Source organism: Wolbachia endosymbiont of Drosophila barbarae (genome assembly GCF_044752445.1).
Lineage (GTDB): Bacteria > Pseudomonadota > Alphaproteobacteria > Rickettsiales > Anaplasmataceae > Wolbachia > Wolbachia pipientis.
Window position 1 is genome coordinate 1 of sequence record NZ_JBIXJM010000178.1, and the last position, 4,935, is coordinate 4,935.

The 4,935-nt window shown below is 33.7% G+C and carries 4 protein-coding genes; 1 reads left to right on the forward strand and 3 read right to left on the reverse strand.

From position 1 onward, the window contains the following. Positions 1–223 precede the first annotated feature (223 nt). Complete coding sequence (locus ACIPNH_RS03570; RefSeq protein WP_400771775.1) at positions 224–1,396, reverse strand: porin; 1,173 nt, start codon at positions 1,394–1,396, stop codon at positions 224–226. A 62-nt stretch (positions 1,397–1,458) separates the two neighbouring features. After that, a complete protein-coding gene (locus ACIPNH_RS03575; RefSeq protein ID WP_400771769.1) occupies positions 1,459–2,274 on the reverse strand; it encodes a hypothetical protein in 816 nt (271 codons plus the stop codon). Positions 2,275–2,507: 233 nt separating this feature from the next. On the opposite strand from ACIPNH_RS03575, the gene ACIPNH_RS03580 reads away from it, so the two are divergent. After that, positions 2,508–3,293, forward strand: a complete 786-nt coding sequence (locus tag ACIPNH_RS03580; protein ID WP_400771771.1) for an enoyl-ACP reductase FabI — start codon at positions 2,508–2,510, stop codon at positions 3,291–3,293. Here ACIPNH_RS03580 and secD read toward each other — a convergent pair. Further along, positions 3,290–4,798, reverse strand: a complete 1,509-nt coding sequence (secD, locus tag ACIPNH_RS03585; protein ID WP_400771773.1) for a protein translocase subunit SecD — start codon at positions 4,796–4,798, stop codon at positions 3,290–3,292. The two genes, ACIPNH_RS03580 and secD, sit on opposite strands and share 4 nt — an antisense overlap. Positions 4,799–4,935 lie beyond the last annotated feature (137 nt).

The window sequence follows — 4,935 nt, forward strand, 5'->3', positions numbered from 1 at the left end:
TTTGTTCATTTGCCAGCTTAACAGCTTCCAATTTGAATTCTGCCGTATATTCTCTTACCATTTCTAATCCTCCAAAATTTTATTTTACCCGAAAAAACTCTTTTCTTTCTCTCCACTTTTTCTGGGTAAGGTCAGTTTACTGGCCTCTCCATGAGTGAGATTGAAAAATTAAGTGTGAACGGTTACCTTGGATGACAGAAAAGAGTGTTGGAAGGAGGCAATATTAAAAACTTAATTTCAGTCCAGCCAAGAACACATAACCAGAGTTGTTATTTTCTATTTTAGGTTCTTTGGTACTAAATTTTACAATATCGAAATAGTATGAAGTACCTAAAAAAAGAGAATTTTCAAGACTTAAAGCATATGATGTTAACTCGTTTGTACCTTCGCCTGCAATATCCCTACCACTACTAAAATATGTTAAGCTTGATTTGTAAGAATCAGAATGGTAAGCGATACCTGCATTCATATAATACGTATTATTTGTTTCAGGATTATGCTTCTCACCAGATTTACCGCCATTACCATACGAAAAAATGCAATCAAGATCAAACAATTTTAGCTTCAAACCAAAATTCCAGTGTAGTAATTGATTATGACACTGAAGATCGCTAGGATTTTTATTTGTACAGTCATTAAAATTTTCCCTTGCAAATTCACCAGTTAAGGCAGTAGTAAAACCTATATCATCTGACAAGCTATTTTTATAGGAAAGGCCAGCAGCAATTAAATTGCTGTACTGTAAGTTATTTTTTCCTGGAACATAACTGAATCCGAGTTGAAAGTTATAGATTTCAGGGGAGATGTAGTTAATTGATGATTGTTTTAACCCTAGTTCGAGTTCATTATAATCGCTATAAATATTGGGCTTGACCCAGAACACCTTGTCTTGATTATATCCAGGGTCACCATCTTTTTTATGATCACCGCGCAAATTTGCATAGTTTGTCCAATGACCATTTACTCCTCCAGCAGCTGCATAAATTTTTGAAGTGTTAATTAACATGCTCTGACTAACTAAACTTCTTTTACCATATTCAATTGATCCAAGTCCCTGATTTTTAATGATGAAATACCCTTCCTCCATGTCTAACTTTTCTATGTCTAACGCTTTTAGGTTTGCAATACCAGAAACTCCTGCCTTAACATTAAACCCCATTTGAGTATTTGGATAAACTTGCTGTAAATAAAGAAAGCGCAAGTATGAATAACTTGAAGTTTTATCCTTAGCCTTAGCATTGAAAGAATCTCTGTTGAAGGCGTAGCCGAATCTCAAATCTATTTTTCCGTCTAGTTCTACATAGAATATTTCCTTATCCAAAATTGTTCTAGAGCTAGCACTATTCTGCAAAAACAATGATGAAAGCAGTGCTACCAGGTAGTACTTTAACTTCATAAATAACCTTAAATCTTTATAAAAATTTAAGTTTAAACTCAATATAAATAAAAAACAACTTTTCAGAAGGCACCGCTGGTAGATTTTGCTGCCTGTTTTTGAGCTATATTCCCATAAATTATTGATACACTTGGTAATTTTTGCATTAATAACTGCTTATTAATGGCAGAATGTATACGATTAATTATTTTAGATGTACTTTTTACATCGCAGTTAATCAAAACAAAAAGCACTTTATTCTCATCAATATACCCTAGAAAATCATCACTACGGCAATTTTTATAAAAATATTCTATGACAACTTTCAGTGCATCATTTGTCTCGCTACAGCTACTATTTAAGCCAATTATTCCTATAGCTGCATTAATTTGATGTTGAAAGGCGAAATTCAATATAACGTATAACTCTAGAATAGTGGACTCATTGCCCGGTATATCGAATAAGTCATGGTTTTTATATTTCTTACCCATTAGATATTCATCTCTAAAGATTCCTAATTTATGGGACAAACTGATATCACGTATTAACAGCTCATAATTTATTTTATTACTGGCAAATTGTGCAGTGCGGAAAACTTTTACTTTTGTCCTGATATCTTCTCCTTTAGCATCAGTTAAGAAAAAATCTATCACTTTAGGTAATATATCAAGTAAATCGTGCCCATTTTCGGTATACTCTAAATAATTCTTCATGTCGTCAGCTGCTCTTGCACTTAAAATATTGATTAACGGCTTATTAAGTAAATTCCCTTCCTCGTATTTTAACAAATTCCTTGCGGCTTGATTGAGCCCTAAAATTAACACGTTTTTTTTCTTATTATCCTGACAAACAGATACCACAGCATCATCTTTTCTTCTTGCAGTTATGAAATCATCCATACTTTCATTCTATACAGCGTATTTATAAGTATAATAAGATTATATTAAGATTTACTTACTTATTGATATGCTTAATTAGGTATAGACAAAATGTCATACGGGATGGCTTTGTTGTAGAAGAATCAAGAGTACTGTTTATAGACTTCAAGTTACTGCAAAAAATATTTTAAAACATAGTGATATCTTGACTTTACCTAGTTAATATTCCAAGTTATAAAAAAACAGATAGTTCTATGACGACAAGTCTATTACAAGGCAAAAAGGGATTAATAACCGGAATAATAAATAAGAGATCAATAGCATACGGTATAGCAAAAACTCTCTCAGAGCACGGAGCAGAACTTGCAATCACCTACCAGAATGAAATAATAAAAGAAAAACTATCACCAATAGCAGATGAACTAAATGTGGAGCTAATATTACACTGCGACGTTTCAAATGAAAAAATCATAGATAACGCTTTCGAAATAATAGAGAAAAAATGGGGTACTCTTGACTTTTTGGTGCATGCAATAGCATTCTCAGATAAAAATGAGTTAGATGGTAAATATGTCAATACTTCACTGAATAACTTCCTCAATGCAATGCATATATCGTGCTATTCTTTTACTGCTTTAGCGCAAAGAGCTGAAAAAATGATGTCAGGTGGTGGTAATTTACTTACTTTATCTTATTATGGCGCTGAAAAAGTTATGCCAAGTTATAACGTTATGGGTTTATGTAAAGCAGCACTTGAAGCAAGTGTAAAATATATAGCATGTGATCTCGGGCCACAAAATATCAGAGTAAATGCCATTTCCGCTGGTCCAATCAGAACTTTAGCATCTTCTGGAATAAGCGATTTTCACTTCATATCAGAATGGAATAGAAATAATTCTCCGCTCAGACGCAATGTTACAATAGAGGATGTTGGCAAGGCAGCGCTATACTTATTAAGCGACTTAAGTAGTGGCACTACTGGAGAAATTTTGCACGTCGATTCAGGATATAACGTTGTAGGAATGAAGGTGGTTGACTAACAAAGCACTAGTTCCTTCGGGTTCATACACAACTCTATCAGGAGTTTTGTGACTGTGATTGCAGAAAACATCGAACATAAAATTCCTATTGATAGAGTGACAGAAAAGCCTCTAATTGCTCCGCTGCCAATAATGAACATTATTCCTGCAGCAATTAATGTAGTGATATTTGAATCCAGTATTGTCTTTATAGCGTTTTTAAACCCTTCTTCAATAGCACGTTCCACTCTCTTGCCAGATTTTATTTCCTCACGAATTCGCTCAAATATTAAAACATTTGCATCCACCGCCATACCGACAGTAAGTGCAATACCGGCAATTCCAGGTAAAGTTAGAGTTGCTTCAAGCAGAGTGAGAATTGATAATATAAGAATTACATTAGAAAAAAGCGCAACAGAGGCCAATACACCTAATTTACCGTAAGTGATAATTATAAATAAAGCCACGGCTATAATAGAGATTGTTGCTGCCATTTCCCCTGCCTTTATTGATTCTTCTCCAAGGCTTGGGCCAATGTTTTTTTCTTCAATTATTTTAAGTGGTGCTGGCAGTGCTCCAGATTTTAAAAGTATTGCAAGTTCGCTTGCTTGTTTTTCAGTAAAATTACCGCTAATTTCTCCCTCTCCATTTAAAATTGGCTCACGTGTTGTAGGTACTGTTAAAACTGTGTTATCCAGAACAATTGCAAAAGGTTTTCCCACATTTTCTTTAGTGATTTTCGCGAATCTTTTACTCGCTATGCTGTCAAATTTAAAATGCACTGTCGGTTTACCTAAATTGCCGAATCTAACTGATGCGTTAACCAGCGAATCGCCACCTATTTCAGTCTTGCGGAATATTGGATAAGAATTACCTAAAGAATCCTTGAGCATGACAGTAGTTTCGTAATCTATATCCTGCACCTTGGCTATGTTAGTGTTTGCCAAATGAAAAGCTAGCTTAGCAGTTTTGCCAAGCAGAGATTTTATCTGCTTGGTGTCTTCTACTCCAGGCACCTGCACTAATATTTTATTCTGCCCTTGTTTTTGAACGCTGACTTCCTTTGTGCCAAGTTTATCCAAACGGCGCTGGACATTGTTTATTGATTCTGCAACTGCTTCACTGATCAAAGAATTTTTATAATGGGGTTTATACGAAATGAGAATTGAAGAATCTTTTCTATTTAGCTCTAAATTTGGATTTATCGCATTAATCAACATAGATGCTTTTTTATAATCATCAATATTATTTAAAGTTACAACGCTATTTTGTACGTTAGATTCAATATTTTTTGTTAGCAATGTCTCTTTTATTTCGTTAGCTAGCATGCTTAGCTTTTCCTTAAAATAGAAGTCTAAGTCTATGTTTAAAAGCAAAGATGCCCCTCCTTTCAGGTCAAGGCCTAAGTTTATTCTTTTTTTCGAAATAAAAAGCTTATTATCAAAGAAATTTGGCAGTGTTATGTATAAAGCAAGTAAACAGATGCATAATACTGAAAAAGATTTGATTATAAGTCTGTTATACATAAGTTGTAGGTTTAAAATTGTAATAATTGATTGTAAGTTAAAAATAGATTTTTGTAAAATTCTCTATTTGACCTTACCCAGAAAAAGTAGAGAGAAAGTTAAGACGTTTTTATCATGAGAATAAATTGTGCAGGAAT

Bases quoted from the DNA above. Each gene is read 5' to 3' on its own strand.
- ACIPNH_RS03575 (WP_400771769.1), bottom strand. From the start codon at position 2,274: ATGGATGATTTCATAACTGCAAGAAGAAAAGATGATGCTGTGGTATCT.
- ACIPNH_RS03580 (WP_400771771.1), top strand. From the start codon at position 2,508: ATGACGACAAGTCTATTACAAGGCAAAAAGGGATTAATAACCGGAATA.
- secD (WP_400771773.1), bottom strand. From the start codon at position 4,798: ATGTATAACAGACTTATAATCAAATCTTTTTCAGTATTATGCATCTGT.
- ACIPNH_RS03570 (WP_400771775.1), bottom strand. From the start codon at position 1,396: ATGAAGTTAAAGTACTACCTGGTAGCACTGCTTTCATCATTGTTTTTG.